Genomic DNA, 18,983 nt, shown 5'->3' on the forward strand with positions numbered 1-18,983 from the left:
CTTTAAACTCCAAAACTAAACCTAGCAGCGTACAATTAATTAACCAAATTTAAAGAAAACATGAATACTTACACTAACAAAACATCTGATAATAAAAGCCAATCTGTAGCAAGTTCTGTAGCACAGAAAAAAAATAATGGCAAGAATTCAGCAATTGTAGATAACCGTCCAAAATCTGTTTTGCAAAGAAAAATAGAAGATGGAATATCTAATAATAATGTGATACAACTAGCAGATCATCCTAAAAAAGCTTCAGGCACAGGGATGGATAGAAAAGACCCAGGTCATGGACAGGTAAAAAGTAAACAGCATGCGGCCGCTCGAGCAAAACTAGACGGAAAAAGAGAAGCAAAAAGGTCTGAACTAAGAAAGCATTTACAAGAAAAAAGAGCGGCGGCAGCGGCAGCGGCAGCAGCAAAAACTGGCAGATAAGAAATTTGATATTTTTTTAAGTGTTAGCACTAGTTTTTTTGATACCTAAGTAGTAAGCGACTTCATATTCAAAAAAAACTAGAATAAACCTAAAAATAATGAAAACTTATACAAGCAAAACACCATAAGAAAAAAAGCCAATTCACAGATTTAATAACGGGTTCCCAATATTCTAATAAAATACGATATGGAAAATAGTTATGAAAAAGCTACAACACAATCTTTTGCGAATAGCCTGACTGAAAAGCCCATTCAGAACAAAGCAATCACTTTACAAGACAATCGCCCTGCTTCTATTTTACAAAGAAAAGCAAACAACACTGGCCTACCCGACAATTTAAAATCTGGAATAGAAAACCTTTCTGGCCATTCTATGGATGATGTCAAAGTTCATTATAATTCTGATAAACCAGCTCAGCTAAATGCTCATGCTTATGCGCAAGGAACAGATATTCATATTGCATCAGGACAGGAAAAACATTTGCCTCATGAAGCCTGGCATGTGGTACAGCAAAAACAAGGCAGAGTAAAACCAACTTTGCAGATGAAAGGCAAAGTGAATGTGAACGATGATAAAGGTTTGGAAAGCGAAGCTGATATTATGGGAACTAAAGCTTTAAATTATTCAAATAAGCAAATTGTTCCTGCCCATACTCCTATTCAAAAAAAAACTGCTCCTATTCAATTAAAAAAAATAGATGTTAGCATTACAGGCATAACCCATTTGGTACAAATGATAAAAGGTTCTATAATGGAAGGAGAAGAAGCTTATGAATTGTCTCATGGCGATCAAATAACAATTGATTCTGACATTAAATATAGATCAAGAAGAGGTCCCAATCACGAACTATACGAACATGTCGATAAAAAATCGGAACATATTTACAGATGGTTTCGTGTATTGAGCATTAGAGGACAAAATGTGGCAAATCAAAATTTATATATAAGAGATGAAACATTTGAAACTATAGCTAAAGGAACTACAGTAAGCACCAAACCAGCCAAAATAAGCGACTCTCACAGATTAAGAGACATGAATCCTCAAACATTTGATTACGACATGAAAGGTAGTCGCAAAAGAAATCCTTCAAAAATTGAAATCGTTCGAGAACAAACTAATAAAATCATTGAGGATGCAACAAGAATGAAACATGAACAAGCTGATCATTTTAAAGAGGGATTAGCCGTAACAGAAAATATTGCACTATTCACAAATATGGTTGGAAGGGTTTTAGGAGGTACTTTTATTTCGATAATATATGGCTCATATGCCACTGGAAACCAAAGAAAAGCCACTAATGAAAAACCAGGTTCAGATATTGATGCCATGTTCTCTTGCGATAATCAGACCTATGTAAATTACAGAAACGATTTATTACCGATAATATCTTCTTTTCTTAAAGAATTACACGCCCTCGTAGGCGCAACAGTAGATGATGAAGTTCCTGGTGAATCTAAACACCTTATTAGCGCAAATGAAATGATGAAAGCATCTAGTGGAAAAGTTTTTTATCCTCAAGGAGAACATAACAATCCTACTATACATTCTCTAGGTTTCTTTTTAGAAAAGGTAATTACCGAAGATTCTTCAAAAACAAAAACCGAAAGCCAAAGATTTGGAAAAGATTTTCTAGCTAGCGAATACCTGCGATTAAGACTAATTTTCAATATTTTATCCTCTAAAAATATTATTTCTTCCAATAATGCAGCAGCCATAAAAACATTGGAAATGTCATGGAAGGAAAGTTTACATAAATTAAGTGATGATTTGCAACGATTAGGAAACGATAGAGGTGAGAACGGTGTAGAGCATTTATTAAAAGACAAGGACGGAAATGACGGTGAAATGTTCCTTGGATATAAAAGAGACCGTATGGGAGTGATTAAACACTTACAAGAAATTTTAAATGAAAGATTATGAAAATAGTACAGCCCACAAATCAGTTTGACAATATAGCCCTAATAGAGACAGATCGATATTTACATAACAGTTATTCTAATTTTGAAGATTTGATTCAGACTATTAAGTTGGCTCAAAGTTATGTTAATGCAAAAAATATATTAGGACCTAAACATCCCGTTAAAAAGTTTCAGTACAATTCAGAACTGGCAAACGAAGAAATCCCTTTTAATGGTAAATGTACCGAGCAAGTTCTAGAAGAACTTACAGAAATATTTGAAGGAAGTTTTAGAGTGCAATCAAAAAACTCTATGTTTAATCTCATACCCAATCCTTTAATAGATACTCTTGCTTCCTCAATATTAATGCAGATTCATAATAACAATGCAATTATGGATAGTTATGGCGGAAAATCTATTTTGTTTGAACAAAAAGTTTCACGATGCATTGGCAAATTAATTGCGTGGGACAAAGCTTGTGGAATTTCCTGCAATGGCGGAAAAGTTACAATGTTTTATGCCATAAAATTTGCTATTCAGAGAATTGAGCCAAAAAGCCCAATAAATGGCATTCCGAATGATTTGGTAATCCTTATATCGGGAGGTGCCCACTACTCTATCGAACATACTTGCAGTCTACTAGGATTAGGAAAAAAAAACTGCATTAGAATTCCAATTGAGTCTAATGAAGGTATAACTTCAGAGAAACTAAAGGAAGTTTTTGAAGAACAGATTAAACAAGGAAAAAGAGTCGCTGCGATTATTTCTTGCGGAGGTACAACTATAGATTTTATACATGACAGTACGAAAACCATTTATGAAACAACTCAGAAAATTGTAAAAGAACATAAATTAGATTATACGCCATATCTTCATCTTGACAGCGTGATAGGATGGTTATGGTTTACTTTTTTAAAAACCGAAAAAGACGAAATAACAGCCCTATCAGATTCCGAAGAAATAACTCAAAAAATAAGCTGCGTTATTCGAAAATTAGAAAAAATATCCCAATACGATTCTATTGGAGTTGATTTTCATAAAAACGGATTATGTCCTTATTCTAGCAGTTTTTTTATTGGCAAAGACGACACCATTATTTCAAACGATAAATTATCTGAGAAATACTATGGCGAATTAAGAGCCTTTGACTATACAATCGAAAACACAAGATCTTCAAATGGGATTGCGAGCGCATGGACTTCAATTCATCGACTAGGATTAACAGGTTATCAAGACTATTTAATTTCATTATACAAATCGAGCAAGACAATTTCTGAAGCATTAAACAACAATTGCTTATTTAACCTTATAGACAATAATTCGTGCGGATGGGAAATACTCTTTACCATCAATTTTGCAGCATTAAAAGACAAAATGGGCATTCCCTACTCTTATAATGCAATAGCTGAAACATTTATCCAGTATATATGGAATAAAGTAGACGAGGGTTATGATATCCCGAATTTCAGCATCGTTAAAAATTACGGCGAATGGTTTGGCAAAAAACAAAATCACGCCTTCATTATCTATAACATGCATAGAGATGTAACTCCTTTAACATCAAAATCTATTGCTGAACTAATAGCAGAACAAGCAATGCTTTTTGAAATAGAAATTATTAATGGAAATCTCATTCCATCGAGCCAAACGTTAGCAACTCCAATAAAATAGCAACATGAACTGCATATTATGCCAAATTAAAGATAAAGAAATTCCGTATCAGGGTATTATAAAAGAATGGAAATACTGGACGGTTATGCTAAGCAGAGAACAACATACCTTAGGAACCTTAGTCATTTTGTACAATACTCATTTGGTTCGATTTTCTTCAATTGTTCCTGATGCTTTAATGGAATTTCAAAGAATCCAGCATCATTTAGAGAAATCGATAGACACTCTTTTTAGTCCAGATTTATATAACTATTTGCAATGTGGAAATCATGTTGAGCATTTACACATACACATGATTCCGAGATACAAAACCAATATTTTATTTGATAACCAAACATTTACAGATCGCAATTATGGAAATTCTGTCGAAGAAACATCTAAAATAGAAAGTGATGATTTATTGAAAACTTTAACATCCGAAATAATTAAAAACCTTTACTGATTAACATTTAACAAAAATGATAATAACCTATAAATTAAGCTTTTACAACTAATATTTTAAACATTAACCATAAAAAAACTATTATGAACACAAATTTTAACGGAATCTGTTATGCCCCGTTTCCACGCGGGTACACCCCATCAATTGCAAATCATACTTATGTATTCTACGGAAGTGATATGTCTTACACATGCATCGCTCCTGTTTGGGGAAAAGAATATACATCAAAAAGCAGAAGCCACTGCGATCTAAATGGTCCCAATAAAGCGAGAAATGACATCCAGACATTAGCCAATATGGGAGTTAAACTCATTAGATTGTACGATTGGCATTTAAAAAATGATCATTTAGGCTTTTTGGATTATTGCGATTCTTTTGGCATCAAAGTTTTAGCATCTGTTTCGAATTATTTTGTCAAACCGGGAGAAGGTTTACCGCAAAGAAATGATCTAATTCCAGGTTTAATAGATTCTTATTCAAATAAAGATAAAACAGATTATCATAGTGCAATCATAGGAATAGTTATAGGAAACGAACCGACCCTTAATGACTATAATGCTCAAAACTGTATCGATTTTACAACATCATGGGCAAACATTGAAGCTTCTAATTATGCCAACTATAGAGAAGTAATAATTGGACATCCTGTGGATTTTGGCACTTATGGCGCAAAATATCCATGTTTTGGCTTTTGGGATCCTTTGTTTGCAGCTTTAGATCAAGTAACTACTAAAAACTTAAACAAACGACTATTTCTAGCTCCTCAAACTTATAATGATCGTCAATATCTTTTTGAAAATGCTGAAAGTTCTGGAAGAGGCTATGTAGATATAGCTTATGATAAATATCAAAAGCCTATTTTATTTACAGAAATTGGGCATGATAGAACAAAACCTAATTATCAAAATATTGTCCAAGGGCAATTGTCAGGCAGTATAAATTATGCAGCTAATAACCCAAACAAATTGATCGGCATTTGTTTTTTTCAATTTGCCGATAAAGTCTGGATACCTGGAACTTCTGACGGCTCGCATGGCACTCATAGTCAAGGAAACGATATAATGTGCACTATTAATTTTGATAATGGAGATTTTACACATTGGGATGAAAACTGCCAAAATGTTCTTTTGACCGTAAATAACTTAATTCCAACTCCACTATATGATATTGTAGTCCAAAATTATAAGACAAGTTAGTTTCAAGTTCAAGAACAAGATTGTTTAAAACAAGAAGTAGATTTCTAAAAAAGTAAAAAATGGTACAGCATCAAGAAAAAATATCTCACGATAAGGTACAGATTAGTGCATCAAATGCCAATAATAATGCTGTTCAGTTACAAGATAACAGACAATCGAATGTTGTGCAAAAAAAGCTTGAAAAAAAAGCTATTGCTCAGAAATCTACTTCCAATCTTGTTCAAAAAAAAGACAATAATACTGGTTTGCCAGGCAATTTGAAATCAGGAATAGAGAATCTTTCTGGTCATTCTATGGATGATGTAAAAGTTCATTACAACTCAGATAAACCTGCACAACTCAATGCTCATGCCTATGCGCAAGGCTCTGATATCCATATTGCTTCAGGACAAGAGAAACATTTGCCTCATGAAGCTTGGCATGTGGTGCAACAAAAACAGGGACGTGTAAAACCTACTTTGCAAATGAAGGGCAAAGCATCTGAAAACACATCTTCAAAAACGGTTCAAAGGATGACGGTAGCACCTAAACCAGGAGCATTGGCAATGTTAGGAAATGATAAAAAAACGATCAAAACCTTTACTTCTCTGGTAGAAATTATGCAACATGCACTTCAACACTTTTTCCCAGAGGATTCTATCGAAATAGAAATTACAAATACTGGTGAACTAACTCCTGCATGGAATCATCATAAAGGAACAAAGTTTCATCCTGGAACACCAGGAAGTATTGGGGTTCAATTAAACAAATGGTACCTAGAAAAAGTTTCAATAGGTAACTTGATAGGAATGTTTATTCATGAAATAGGTGTACATACATTTGCTGATAAACTTATGGGTAAAGAAATATTACCAAATGGACGATGGCAAGCAAAAGGCGATAGTAAAATAGCTGAAGAAGTAAATGATGAAGAAAAAGATCATCATAATCAAATTGGTGGTAAAATAGAAAAATACCCTAATGCAATTGAGAATGGAAAGAAAAAAGGCCGATCAAGACAACGTGATCATGTTAATTTAGCAAAAAGTCTTTCAGGAGGAAAAAGTACAAGATCTCAAATTTATACCAAATTATATCTTGATTCAGGTGATTCTATAGAACACAAACTAGATGGAGAAGAGAGAGATCAGGCATTAAAAGATCTAACTTTTTCTTTTTTATTCGACTTAGGCCGATTGGCAGCTACAGACGATGGTGGTGCTGTACGATTGTTTAAAGACACAAATGCTATTGGGCAACTAATGGTTATTTATCGCGATCATATAGTTAAAGAGTTTGAAGACAAACATAAATGGCTAAAGAGTGCTTCCTCTAATATTAAAACAGGGAAATGGCCTTTACGCCGCTTTTTAGTTGCTCAGCTTGGCTCATTAACAACCTCTTCAAATCCTATTGCTCAGAAAACCCGTTCTTCTGTTGGCGGTTTAATTGCTGGCGGTTTAGTACTGGCTACAGGAACAACTCTTGCTACCGCAGCAGTTCCTGCCATAGCAACCGGTCTTGCGGTTGGGGTCGGGTTACACTTTTTACAAAAATTGTTTGGCATCTAACCCAATTCTGTTTGTGTGATACATTACCAAGTTTACGATACTCATAATTTTAAAGAAAATAAAAATGGAATATACTTCCGATAAAAGCAATAAAACTAACCATCAAGCTGCTTCTACCAGTCTGATAAAAAATACTACGCAAAATAAGACCATATCATTACAAGACAACCGTCCCGCTACTATTTTTCAAAGAAAAGAAAATAAAGTAAACATTAATGATGACAGAGCTTTAGAAAATGAGGCTGACCAAATGGGAGCTAAAGCTTTACAGACAAAATCATTAACAAATTCTTTATCGCAAACAAAATTACAAAAACAGAGTCCCATTGTGCAGCGAACGGTACTTTCAAAAATACAAAGTCTAAAAAAAGGAGGAACTAGAACTGTTTATTATTCTACCTATGATCCAAGTCAAGAATTTGAAAATCAGTTTGACGCATGGAGGTTAGATACCAGATTAGCAAATGAACATAATGACTTTAGCGAAGAAGCCCGATATCCTACTGTATTTACACATTATAACACAGATTCTCACAATGTCCCTCCTGCTGTCGGTAAAGCTGGACCGCATACTGTAAGCCATTCCTCTCTTTCGTTTAGACTTGCGAAAAAAATAAAAAAACACTCCCTTGAAAAAATAAGAGACGAACAAGTCGTAACCCTAGATGAATTCATTAAACTATTGAACACCGAAGCTCCTTCAAAATTTAAAAAAAGCCAACGCAAGCGTTTAATCAAAGACTATAAAATATCTTATGAAAGGCTACAAAAAATAATTGATGGCGGTAAAGAAAATTACCCTGGCGAAGGACACGAATTACTGATGCGTCTTATACAGCTTAATCCGTATACAGTATATGGTAAAGGCAAAAGCGTATCAAAAGGCAGAATTAAACATAAAGGAGAACGTAAAGAAGATGATTTTGAGACTTCTATAGACAATAAAGCAAAATTTAATAGCGAGGAAAACTATAGCAATTTTAAAAGCAAACGCAAAAAACTATATGAAGATTCAAGCGAAGAAGAAAAAGAGGAAAAGGATAATGAACATAAACATAAAGACAAAAAAACAAAATCGGTTAGCCTCTCGCCATTAGACGTAATGGTACTTTTAGGAAGAACAATAAGAGGAGCTTTATATATCATGAATGATGATGATTGGGATGCTTATGAACTTTATAAAAGAAATCATCCTGAAAATAAATATCCAAGATAATGTATAAGTAAAAACTGTTTTGTATCATAAGACTTCTTTTCGTCTCAACAAAAAATTGATTTATCTACATACAGTTTGTACTTTTGCCCCATGAGCAATAATTTTACAAATGAATACTTTGGTATAGGAATACAAAATGGTAAAACACCAGAAAACTTAGGTGTTTTGTGGCGATCGGCTCAAAACTTAGGCGCTACTTTTATATTTACCATAGGAAACCGATATGCCAAACAAGCCTGCGATACGCACGATGCGGTAAAAGCAATTCCATATTTTCATTACGATACTTTTGAAGCCTTTTTTGAAAATTTACCAAAAGGAGCCAGATTAGTCGGCGTTGAATTATCTGAAAAAGCGGCTGATCTTGAAACCTTCGAACATCCTAGACGCTGTGTTTATATATTGGGCGCAGAAGATCATGGCTTATCTAAAAAAGTAATGGAAAAATGCCATCATTTAGTAAAATTTAAATCAGAAAAAAGTTTGAATGTAGCCGTAGCAGGAACTATCGTTATGTATGATAGAAATCTAGCTAAACCGCGTTCTTAATAGCATTTTAACAAGTTTCTTAATTCATTTTCTTAAGCGGATATTCATCATTTCCAGGATTAATGTTCGAGATTGGCTCTCCTGAAATTATATATTGCTTATCATTTTTTTGAATGTATATAATTCCTAATTCGTCATATTTCTTGTTGAATATTATTTTAATTTTATCCTCTGCTACGTTCTCTGCTTTAAGTTTTTTATACGATTCAGCCTTTTCTCCATCACCAATGTAAACAATAGCAATATCGTCTAGATTTTTTATGTCTATCAAAAAACTGGTTACAAGCTCATCTTTGTTCGTTCTTTTAAAAGTGTATTTTCCTGACCAAGAATTAGCTTCTGCCCTATTTTTAGATTTGCTTTTAGAACTTATTATTTTTCCGTCAGATGTAATTTTATATCCTTCGTTCAGCTTTTTATAAATCTTTGAAAATCGCATTTCAAAAATACTGATCGTTAAGTCTTTATTTATAACAAATGATTTAGCAGTATAATTGACATTTTCAGGGATTTCTCCATCTGCTTCAATCGCAATAAGCTGTTTCGAAATTAGCTCTTGATTTTTGACATTTATAATGAAATGATCTAAGAAATATTCCTCTTTTTCATCGCGAATATTTAAAATATAGGTTTCGAATGCCAATCCTCCATTATCTATGCGATATACAACATTTGGAGTGTTTTTATTTACTTTTTTATAAATCAGATTTGACACAGATTTTAATTCGTTTCCTTCAACCCGTGGATATTTTTCAAAACACTTTTTGCTTTCTTCCAAATAGCATTCTTCCATATATTTATAATAATCAAAAGGCAATGCTAACGCAGATTTAAGTTTAACTGGAGATTTTGAAAAAGTCTTACTTCCAACAAGTTCACATACAACAGATCCGTTTTTACTCGTAATGGTTACGGTTTCATTTTCGTATCTAGCCGTAATTATAGATTCCTCATTATTCTCCTTTTTACTGTATTCGGTTCGCTTTGTAATCTTAATTACTCTGTTTTGAATATCATATTCATTAACAATGCTTTCAGTGCGATTATAATTTTCTCCCACAAAATATTTTTTCTCATAAAGCAACACAAAACTTTTCGGATTATAAACCGTTTTTATTTCTTTTCGAACATTGTAACTGCCAAATTCTAAATAAGTTTCAATCATCGAATGGTCTTTATACACATATTTTGCGTTTTCTTTTTTTGCATAAGAAGCCGTATCTTCCTTCTGAATTTTTTCCCAATCTTTTTTATACTGAAAAAAGGTATTCAAATTGGTTCTCTTATAAACGGAACCCTCGATGTTTTCAATCAAACTGTCTTTATCTTTAAAATCTAAAAACTTATTGGTTCTGAAAACTTCATACGCTTCTGTTGAAAGCTTTTCTTTTTTGGAAGGAGAATAAACCTGCAAATCCTGTGAAATACATCTTACGGTAGATGATAAAAACATAAAAATAATGAGTATAATGCGCATAATATTTTTTTAGCTATTTCTGTAAATAAAACGGACTGTCTAAATTTTGATTTGAGTATTTTAAAACTTTAGTTAACAGCTTCTTTCCAAATCCCAATAATCTTTTCTGAATAGTAATAATTACCTGTTATTATAAGAGCATTTAGAGTCGCTGCATTAATCTCGATATTCGGAAATTGAGATTTTGCCACCTTAATAAACAGATCCTTCTTTTTGGAATCACCTAGCAGATACGCTGTCAATATTCTTCCAATATGTGTATCAATACTGGCATCATCAATTTTAAAAGAAGCTTCAAATTTTGCCTGCGCTTCCTTATAACGTTTTTCATCCAATAGCAAATAGCCGTAATTGCTTATTTGCACAGCGTCGTCTGGATTTTTGTTTAAATATTTTTCATATGCTGTTTCAGCTTTTTTATAATCATGAAGTTCTTGGTAAATCGTGGCGAGATTAGTCAATAAAATATTCTCCTTTTCATCCAATTTTAGTGCTATTTCAAAATCTCTGATTGCTGCGGGAAATTCGCCTTTTTCCTGATAAAGCCTTCCTCTCTGCGCTCGGTATCCGTAAACATCTGGATTTACGACAATAAGCCGGTCATAAATTTCAGCAGCAGTCCCCCAATCTGCTATCTGTTGATATGCCTGACCGGCATAAAATTCTAAATCATCAGCAAAATTGCCTGAATCGTCTCCGTAGTTATTTGGACTGTCTAAACGATATTTGTACAGTTTGTAAACTTCTATTGCTCGTTGTGAACTAGGAATATCAATTAGACATTTGATGTAATTATGATAAACCCTAACTATAATGTTTATATCATATTGAATTGCCTTGTCAAAATTTTTAATTGCATTTTCATTATCTCTTAAAAAGTAATAATTATTTGCAATCAATTCATACAGTTCAGGATTGGCCATATCCATTTCGAGTGCGTACTCCGCTTCATCGGTAGAATCTTTATATAGCTGTAAATGTGCCAAACAAAGTGCTTTTAGCTGATGATATTCTGGGTCTTGCGTATTTATCTCTATTGACTTGGTTACAGTTTCCATCGCTTCTTGATATTGCTCTTTATTATACAATTCAAGTGCTTCATCATAATATTTTTCAGGCAATTGACTTGCCGAAACTGCCGCAACAGCAGCGGGAAAATACGGCTTTATAGATTGGTATTCTGCCGTCTCGGTTTTATTCAAAATTCTAAGTGATTTTATATTACCTGTTACCTCTTCAATTCCGATCTCATATAAATTTTCTTTCTTTTGATAAGGTTGTACTAATGCGCTAAACTTGACATAATTTGGATTATTTTTGGTCGGTATAAAACATAGTCTCGGCTTAACGCCTAACTCTACAACAATTCTATCTGCTTCTTTACGGAAACTGCGGATATAATTGATTTCTTTTTGGATTTTTTCCTGCGCTACAACTGTTAATGAAGTAAAAGCAAGAAACATAAAAATAATAAGTCTCATATATTTTGTCTACTAGTAATTGGTTTGCTAAAAAATTTGATTAGAAAAAAGAATTAATTCTCATACGAATACTCATATAGTTCACTCAATTTATTATCAGAATTATAATTGTATACTGTTTTGGTACAGCCGTTGGGATTATTTGATGAAACAGTTTTTGATAAAATCTTATTTCCTTCTTTTGATATAAAAGTGTCTTTCTTTCCTTCTGAATATCTTATGTTCTCAGAAAGCAATGCGTTATCTTTTATGCTGTAAATTTTCATTTTAGAATAAAAAACTTCTTGGTTGTTTTTATATTCATAAACCAGTTTCTGCGTTGAATTGATCTCTTTTACAATTCTTCCGAATTCATCATATTCAAAAAAAGTGATAGCAACTACATCTCCGCTCCCATTTACTGTTTCGCTTTTTGCACACTGAAATTTGTCGTTAAGATGAAACACTTTAGCAATCATTACATTTTTCTGATCTACAGAAATAATACTGAATTGTTTTTTGCCATATTTAAAAACATCTTTAGATTTCTCTCCCTTTTCATTTTTTCGTACAATACTATCAATCAAATGATGTGAATTTCTATAATACAAGTCTTCGGAATACAAAACACCATTGATTATAGTTGAGTATTGTTTAATCAATCCGTTTTTGTCATACAGCGTTTCTATCTGCATAAAACTTTTTGCGTTTTTAGCATTATCTTTAAAAGCTTTTGCCGTTACCTTTCCGGTAGAACAGCTCAAAAAAGCATTCGTCTTTGGATAATAAGAAACATTTGAATTCTTTATCAGATTATCAGCATAGTTTTGATCGACTTTAAATTTTGATTTCAATTCTTTTTCCGATTCTTTCTGTCTCTCTGCAATTTCTGCTTTTCGTAATTTGCCATAATAGACTTTATCGTTAAATGGAACTTTAAAATACGATTCGTAGGTTTCAATATACTTGTCGGCATTGGTTACAAGAATCGGTTTATCGACACCATTGGACAATATCATTCCCGATTTAATCTTGTCATCATGGTTATTAAAATAATAGTAGCCATAATTTCTAAACTCGATCACGCAATTCTCACTAACGTGAAATACATGCACATCTTGAATTGTATCAAAAGCTTCAGCAAATCTCTGGTAGATACTTAAATGCTTTTCTAAACCGTCGTCCTGGTTATGATCGAAGAAAACCAAGCTGACATCTTCTTTATGGTTAATTTCATAAAGCGTTGCCTCAGGTTCGGGATTATCGGTTAGTATTCTTTTAGAACATGCCGTCAATAAAAATACACACAGCACGGCACCAATTAAATTGTTTTTAGCTTTCAAATTATTACTCTTTTTATTTCCATTTCAAGACAAATTTGAAAAATATAAGCATACAAATTTTAACCGATATAAATCCGTATGCTGTTATTGAATATTCGTAAAGATTTTTTATAAATCCGTACTGCGGTTTTTAGTTTTTAAGAGGAAGTGTCAGTAAAACTATAGTTCCTTGCTCGTTTGAGGATATTTCTATATTGGTCTTAATTTTATTTTCTCTCGCCAAAATCTCCAAACGTTCTTTGGCTATAGTTCCCGATAAAGATTGATGATCAGAATCTATATTTGATTTATCTTGAAAGCCTTTTCCGTTGTCTGTAATTTTCGCTACTATCTGATTTTCTTGCACATCGATTTCTAGAGTTATCAATCCTTTATCAGAAAGATTTCCAATACCATGAATAATGGCATTTTCTACAAATGGCTGAATCAGCATTGGAGGAATCAATAAAGCTGAGGTATCCACATCTGGCACTATTATTTTGTAAGCAAACGTATATTCAAAACGCATCTGCTGTAAACTCAAATAATTCTCAATGGCTTCTATTTCCTGATCCAGAGGCACATAATTTTTACGGCTCAATTCTAAACTGCTTCTCAACAATCGGCTAAACTGGCTTAAATACTTAATTGATTTTTCTTTTTCATCAAATCTGATAAAACTTTGCAATGCAGACAATGTATTGAAAATAAAATGAGGTTCCATTTGCGTTCTCAGCAATTGCTGCTGCAGCAAAATTTTCTCTTTCTCCTGCTTTTGTCTTTTCTGCCTTTGGAAAAAATAAAGCAAGAATATCCATGAGATTGCTAACAGTGACAATAAACCAACAACAAGCAGTAATAATTGATTTCGTTCAAGGCGATTCTCAGTATTATCAATAGTCTTATTTAACCCATGAATAGATCGATCTTTGGCCTGCAGTTCATAAATCGTAGCCATTTCTTCTGTAGCCTGAATACCTGAATTTCTTAGGATATTATCTTTAAGCGCCAATATCTCATCTGCTTCTTCCAGAGCTTTCTCTTTATTTCCTTTCGCAAAATGATAATGCATTTTGGCTTTCTTATTCAGACACTTTTCATAATAAGACAACAGCTGCAAATGCTGGTTTTCAATCTTGTCAGCTTGTTTAATTAAGTTTTCTGCCTCAGGAAAATGTTTGGTTTGAACAAGCAAATCAATTAGATTAGCAATAGTCGTATACAGATTTTTAATCATGACAGGACTTTCAGGATTTGCTGATAGACCTTCTTCATCATATTCTTTTACCAAATTGTAATGATGTATGGCTTTATCGCACTGATTGTTCAGCAAATAATAATGCGCCATATGCTCATTGGTAAATCTAACCTGCATTGGTTCATTTGTTTTTGCCGAAATCTGTTTGAGTTTTTTAATATAAAAAAGAAGCGAATCTGGCTTATAAATATTGCTTTCTTCACAAGCCGTAAACAGTTGCGAATAAGCTCTGAAATTATACTTATAATTATCCTCAGGCAGTTCCTTTAAAATTTTTAAGGCAAGCTGATTCTGTTCAATCGATTTTTGGTATTGGCTGATTTTATTATTGTCCTGAGCCGCATTTAGCAAACAGATGACTTTTGCCATTGGTTTGCATTTTAGCGAATCATCATTCATAATGATTGCCGCAGATTTATTGAAATAATAAACCGACTGATAAAACTTTCCTTCAAGTTCTGAAATTAAACCTGCTCCATTATAAATGGTAAATTTCAGCGCATTGAATTCTTTTTCTTTTTCTACAATACCTAAAGCAAAATTGATATGCTGTTTGGCACTGTCAATGTCTTTTTTTACCAGATTCTTAGCCAGATTGTAATGTATAAATGCTAAAGCCGAACCTGTTTTTGAGAAATCTTTATCTTTAAGTTTGTTTGACCAAAAAGCCAATTTATCGGCTTCCGGATTTTGATCTAAACTATCGCTGATTACCTGCAATGACTCCAGCATTTTTTCTGGATGAATCGAAACTTTTTTAGATTTCTGTTGGCATGCAATGACAGTCAGCAGCAAAAAAAACAATGTTTTTTTCATTATCTCAAAGGATTTAAATGATTTATAACAAACTCTTTTCTACGAGTTGCCACAGGAATTTCGGCGTTGTTTTTCATAACTATAATCCCTGTTTTCATATACTTATCAATAAAATCTTTGTTGACAATATAAGACTGATGGGTTTTTATGAAAAAATCCTCAGGCAGAATATCTTCATAATATTTTAAGGGTTTAGAAGCCGTTACTACTTTCTTGTTTTCCAAATGAATTTGCGTATAAGATCCTTCGCCAGACAGATATATAATGTCGTTGAGACGAACAATCTGCATACAGTCCAAAGACGTAATGCAGATTCTAGAACTCATATCAATCGTTCTTGAGCTATATTCTTTCAAAAGATTAATTTGACTCAGATAATCAGACTGTTTTACTTTTTTACTTTTTTCTATCGCAGCTACAAATTCATCATTGTCAATTGGCTTTAAAAGATAATCCAACGCACCATATTTAATGGCTTTTATTGCAAAATGATTATATGCGGTAATAAAAATGATCTGAAAAGAAGTCTTTTCTATCTGATTCAATATATCGAAAGCAGTACCATCTGTAAGCTGAATATCCATCAATATCAAATCGATTTCTAAAGTTTTCAAAATTTCCAATGATTCCTTTACCGAACTGGCCATTGCTTCAAGTTTTAAAGAATCTTCTTGTGAGACTAACCATTGCAATTCTTTTCTAATCGCTGGTTCGTCTTCTATTATTAAGGTCCGTATTTTGTTCATATAGGAAATAACAGTTTTACAAATTAAATTTTAGACCCGAATAAAAGCAGTTCGAAATTGGTTCTCTACTAAGATCAAAATTTGTAGTACGAATATATAATTTTTTATTTCAATGTCTTAAATACTATACTCTCGATATATTTTTTTTCATATTTAAAAAAGAGTATGGCAAATCTTCTCTGTTTTTTAGCGAATTTATATTGGCTAAAATCTATATATTTTTTATTTTCAAATTTGTAGTATCTGTTTACTATTTTTATCTACTAATCATGATTTACAAAAACTTTATCCTTTATACGCTTTCGAGCTTTTTCCTTTTTATCAATGCTTTACAAAAACAGGAATCTTCAATTTTATATTTCAATAATGATCAAGAAATTGCTGGAGTTTATGTTTTGACATCTTGCGAAAATTCGAGGTTTAAAATTAAAATCGAAAAGAAAAGCGATGGATATTTTTTTCTAATTTTCGATAAGAATAAAATTATTTCAAAAGGTAAACTTGGAAAAAAGAATGAAGATGACACTGTTTATTTGGCTTTTGGAAAAATCGGCGGAATATATGATACCGATAAAATACAAATTCAGAATTACGGAAATTCAATGAATGAATATGTGCATTTTACGCAATGCGACGAAAAGTATCTCTCATTTATAAAATCAGAATAATAAACTCCAATGATAAAGTTATTTATATACGCTTTCTTGATAATCTTCTTTTTCACTGGCAGTTCAATCATTGAAAAGAATGAAAATTTAGAAATTAAAATTAATTGGCAGAAAAATGTATCTGGTGATTTTTCATTCGCAAAAGACTGGGATTATCCGGAAGGAGTTTATCGAAATGATTTTGGACAATTAAGCTGCGATGGATTTTGCCCGCAAGAGACTGACCGAATGAAAGATGAAAATGGCAGAATCTTTAAAGATTCTTTGGCAAGGTTTTATCAGCTGGTAGATACCACTCACCTATTTCATTCGATTAAATCTAAAACTAACAGTTATGAATGGTCGGGAACAAATTTTATTACCGTTAAAAAAATCGGCAGAGATACTATTTATTGTTCTACCAATAAAAATGCAGCGACTCATAGCAGTTTGATTCTGAAAATTATAAAAAATAAATGTGTACCTGAAATCGAGTTAAACAGCATTTCGGGTTCTGCAAAAAAACAGATTTATGTTTGTAAAAAAGGTGACATCAAAATTGATACAATTTTATGGAATAATGGAATTCTAAAAGCAAAATTCGACTTTGTTTTTGAACATCCTGAAAACCCAAATAAACCCCTGTTTTGGAAAGGCAAAATCTATTCACAAATTAATCAGAATGAAGAATAACATTTATTATATTTAAAAATCCAAATATCATTTATACATGAGAAACAATCCTTTTATTACCATTATCTTATTGTTTTGTATAGAAATAGCTCTGTATAATTATATGGATTACATAAATCTGATCTCAGCTTCTTCTGCTTATAGAGGCTCACTTATGCCATTATTCTGCTTTACAATTCCACTAATTTCAGTCTTGATTTCGATATTTTTCAATGACATTCCGTATAAAAAAGAATTCAAATACTTTTCTATATTTCTGGTAGTTGCTTCAATTATGGCATTTGCGGTATTCTCTTATTTTGGTGCTTTAGCAAAAGCATATCAACATTAATTGAGCGACCATGAAAAACACAAAACTCGATTATATCAACATCATCTTAGCTATAGTTCTGGTTGTTTTAATTATCCTTTATTTCGCAACTAGATTTAAAAACAAAGAGCAAGACAAAATGTTTTGGAATGCTGAAATTCATAGTGTTTCAGAAAATTCAACAGTAGGAAATTCAAATAGCATTCAAATCATAGATGCCACTTTTTATAATAATTTCAACCATTCTAAAAGTGATATCGATTCTGAATCAAAACGAGTAACCAGTGCCAGAAGTGAAAATTCTGTTTTCTTCAAAATCTGGCAGGAAGAACTTTTGCCCGATTCTCTCAACCTAAAGTATTTCTCTATAGACGAACGCAAATTTTATCAACTTACAACTCCACTTTCTTATGAGAAAATGAAAGGTTTGGTTAAAGAAAAAGATGTCGTTCCTATTTTAATTTTAGAAGTACATTCTCAAGGCAAAATTCTTTTAAAGATAATCCCAAATGAAAAAGCAAATACAGAGTCTCTGCTTGTAGAAACATTTATAGCAAAAGAAACTGAAGGAAATTTGGATATGCTCGTTTATGAAGAATCTTTAGGTCAAAAATACAATCGTTACAAAAGCATTGAAAACATCACTGATTATTCTGATTTGCTTCAAAACCAATACAAATGGGCAGCAAAAGTAGAATTAGAAGAACAAGATGTATTGAAAAGTGTTTATGTATATTCATTTAAAGAAGATAGAATAGAAATCTCAGAAGATGCCGATACCGCTGCGATTCGAAGTATTCCTAAAATCTTTTATATCTATTGGAAGAATAAAAAAGATTACAATATTCAATACGAATTATCTCCAATTGAAATTTTAAATGCTTTCAGAAAATTAAATGAAACGAATTCGTCTGGCGATATTCACTTTACATTTAAAGTACATAAAAATGATTACCCTAAATGTGAAATATCTAAAAACGGCATTGTCATTCCTCTAAAAGATCTATATCCTTCAAAACCTTAATATTACTTTTAAAATTTCGCCTAATTAATTGAATAGCTTCTGCAAGACCTATTTTAAAAAATCAGATTCCAAGCGCATTTCTCAAACTTCGTTTTGAAAAGCAAAACATCTTATTCTCATTTTTTTAATATTTTTTTTACAGAAAATATTTTTTATTGCTAAAAAACCCATGAAAATATATTTTCAGGACTTTATTGCACCCAAAAATGTATTTTATTTCTCCTTCTAAAAGTCATTATTAGTCAATTTTGCACACGAAATTACTGATTACCTCC

General features: G+C 32.2%; 17 protein-coding genes. 12 read left to right on the forward strand and 5 right to left on the reverse strand.

Features of this window, described 5'->3' with window-relative positions; genetic code table 11:
* Window positions 1–60 precede the first annotated feature (60 nt).
* The 8 genes from PQ463_RS07240 to PQ463_RS07275 all read left to right on the forward strand — a co-directional run bounded on the left by PQ463_RS07240 (window position 61) and on the right by PQ463_RS07275 (window position 8,955).
* A complete protein-coding gene (locus tag PQ463_RS07240; RefSeq protein ID WP_274256991.1) occupies window positions 61–432 on the forward strand; it encodes a hypothetical protein in 372 nt (123 codons plus the stop codon).
* A 187-nt stretch (window positions 433–619) separates the two neighbouring features.
* Entirely contained in the window at window positions 620–2,353 is a 1,734-nt protein-coding gene (locus PQ463_RS07245; RefSeq protein ID WP_274256992.1) for an eCIS core domain-containing protein, read from the forward strand.
* Window positions 2,350–4,002: a pyridoxal-dependent decarboxylase gene (locus tag PQ463_RS07250; protein WP_274256993.1), complete on the forward strand. Its 1,653-nt coding sequence runs from the start codon at window positions 2,350–2,352 to the stop codon at window positions 4,000–4,002. The genes PQ463_RS07245 and PQ463_RS07250 overlap by 4 nt, the downstream gene beginning before the upstream one ends.
* Window positions 4,003–4,006: 4 nt before the next feature.
* Window positions 4,007–4,444, forward strand: coding sequence for an HIT family protein (locus tag PQ463_RS07255; protein ID WP_274256994.1), 438 nt, complete (start codon window positions 4,007–4,009; stop codon window positions 4,442–4,444).
* Between the two features lie 83 nt (window positions 4,445–4,527).
* Complete coding sequence (locus PQ463_RS07260) at window positions 4,528–5,640, forward strand: hypothetical protein (protein WP_274256995.1); 1,113 nt, start codon at window positions 4,528–4,530, stop codon at window positions 5,638–5,640.
* Between the two features lie 59 nt (window positions 5,641–5,699).
* Window positions 5,700–7,190 (forward strand): eCIS core domain-containing protein, encoded by a 1,491-nt coding sequence (locus tag PQ463_RS07265; RefSeq protein ID WP_274256996.1) that lies wholly within the window; start codon window positions 5,700–5,702, stop codon window positions 7,188–7,190.
* A gap of 64 nt (window positions 7,191–7,254) precedes the next feature.
* Window positions 7,255–8,406 (forward strand): hypothetical protein, encoded by a 1,152-nt coding sequence (locus PQ463_RS07270; RefSeq protein ID WP_274256997.1) that lies wholly within the window; start codon window positions 7,255–7,257, stop codon window positions 8,404–8,406.
* Window positions 8,407–8,496: 90 nt separating this feature from the next.
* Entirely contained in the window at window positions 8,497–8,955 is a 459-nt protein-coding gene (locus PQ463_RS07275) for an RNA methyltransferase (protein ID WP_274256998.1), read from the forward strand.
* Window positions 8,956–8,974: 19 nt separating this feature from the next.
* Here PQ463_RS07275 and PQ463_RS07280 read toward each other — a convergent pair whose 3' ends face one another.
* The 5 genes from PQ463_RS07280 to PQ463_RS07300 form a co-directional block, all read right to left on the reverse strand.
* The gene (locus tag PQ463_RS07280) at window positions 8,975–10,432 is read right to left on the reverse strand and encodes a hypothetical protein (protein WP_274256999.1); all 1,458 of its coding nucleotides are present in this window, start codon (window positions 10,430–10,432) and stop codon (window positions 8,975–8,977) included.
* 68 nt (window positions 10,433–10,500) lie between these two features.
* Window positions 10,501–11,913, reverse strand: a complete 1,413-nt coding sequence (locus PQ463_RS07285; RefSeq protein ID WP_274257000.1) for a tetratricopeptide repeat protein — start codon at window positions 11,911–11,913, stop codon at window positions 10,501–10,503.
* A gap of 53 nt (window positions 11,914–11,966) precedes the next feature.
* Window positions 11,967–13,235: a hypothetical protein gene (locus PQ463_RS07290; RefSeq protein ID WP_274257001.1), complete on the reverse strand. Its 1,269-nt coding sequence runs from the start codon at window positions 13,233–13,235 to the stop codon at window positions 11,967–11,969.
* A gap of 130 nt (window positions 13,236–13,365) precedes the next feature.
* Window positions 13,366–15,288, reverse strand: coding sequence for a histidine kinase (locus tag PQ463_RS07295; protein WP_274257002.1), 1,923 nt, complete (start codon window positions 15,286–15,288; stop codon window positions 13,366–13,368).
* Window positions 15,288–16,034, reverse strand: coding sequence for a LytR/AlgR family response regulator transcription factor (locus tag PQ463_RS07300; protein ID WP_274257003.1), 747 nt, complete (start codon window positions 16,032–16,034; stop codon window positions 15,288–15,290). Before PQ463_RS07300 ends, PQ463_RS07295 begins: the two co-directional genes overlap by 1 nt.
* Window positions 16,035–16,303: 269 nt before the next feature.
* Here PQ463_RS07300 and PQ463_RS07305 point away from each other — a divergent pair, with 269 nt between their 5' ends.
* The 4 genes from PQ463_RS07305 to PQ463_RS07320 are packed head-to-tail and all read left to right on the forward strand — an operon-like array spanning window position 16,304 to window position 18,708.
* Window positions 16,304–16,702, forward strand: coding sequence for a hypothetical protein (locus PQ463_RS07305; protein WP_274257004.1), 399 nt, complete (start codon window positions 16,304–16,306; stop codon window positions 16,700–16,702).
* A 9-nt stretch (window positions 16,703–16,711) separates the two neighbouring features.
* Window positions 16,712–17,374 (forward strand): hypothetical protein, encoded by a 663-nt coding sequence (locus PQ463_RS07310; RefSeq protein WP_274257005.1) that lies wholly within the window; start codon window positions 16,712–16,714, stop codon window positions 17,372–17,374.
* 37 nt (window positions 17,375–17,411) lie between these two features.
* Entirely contained in the window at window positions 17,412–17,705 is a 294-nt protein-coding gene (locus PQ463_RS07315) for a hypothetical protein (protein ID WP_274257006.1), read from the forward strand.
* Window positions 17,706–17,715: 10 nt separating this feature from the next.
* The gene (locus tag PQ463_RS07320) at window positions 17,716–18,708 is read left to right on the forward strand and encodes a hypothetical protein (protein ID WP_274257007.1); all 993 of its coding nucleotides are present in this window, start codon (window positions 17,716–17,718) and stop codon (window positions 18,706–18,708) included.
* Window positions 18,709–18,983: the final 275 nt, after the last annotated feature.

Source organism: Flavobacterium sp. KACC 22763, from assembly GCF_028736155.1.
Lineage (GTDB): Bacteria > Bacteroidota > Bacteroidia > Flavobacteriales > Flavobacteriaceae > Flavobacterium.